The organism is Methylocystis suflitae, from assembly GCF_024448135.1.
Taxonomy (GTDB): domain Bacteria; phylum Pseudomonadota; class Alphaproteobacteria; order Rhizobiales; family Beijerinckiaceae; genus Methylocystis; species Methylocystis suflitae.
Genome location: NZ_JAMRYX010000215.1, coordinates 1 through 310 on the forward strand (window position 1 = coordinate 1; position 310 = coordinate 310).

1 protein-coding gene is annotated in these 310 nt (G+C 51.0%); it reads right to left on the bottom strand.

The genetic code is table 11. The features are described 5' to 3' along the window. The coding region (locus tag NEI07_RS16475) for a CpsB/CapC family capsule biosynthesis tyrosine phosphatase (RefSeq protein WP_305123846.1) at window positions 1-81 on the bottom strand (81 nt) is incomplete at its 3' end. Between the last annotated feature and the right edge of the window lie 229 nt (window positions 82-310).

The window sequence follows — 310 nt, forward strand, 5'->3', positions numbered from 1 at the left end:
TCGCGCCATCTCAAGGGCGATGTCGAAATTGGCAGCGCCATCGTCAATTCCTGGCAAAATATGTGAATGCAGATCTATCATGAAATGAACCTCTACGCTGCGCCTGCGAACAGGCTAACTTCGTAACAAATAGCGCCTTTTCTTTGACTTAACGGCCATCCAAAAAAGCGCGTTGAACGCGGCAATGCCTTTTCGCAGGCGCTCCAGACGCTATCGAATTGAGATTCAATCCATTAGGGCGATGAGAAGAAGGCTGGCGCCGCATATTTCCATCATGGAGGAAGCTTGCCTGCATTCGGCAGGCGCTCCT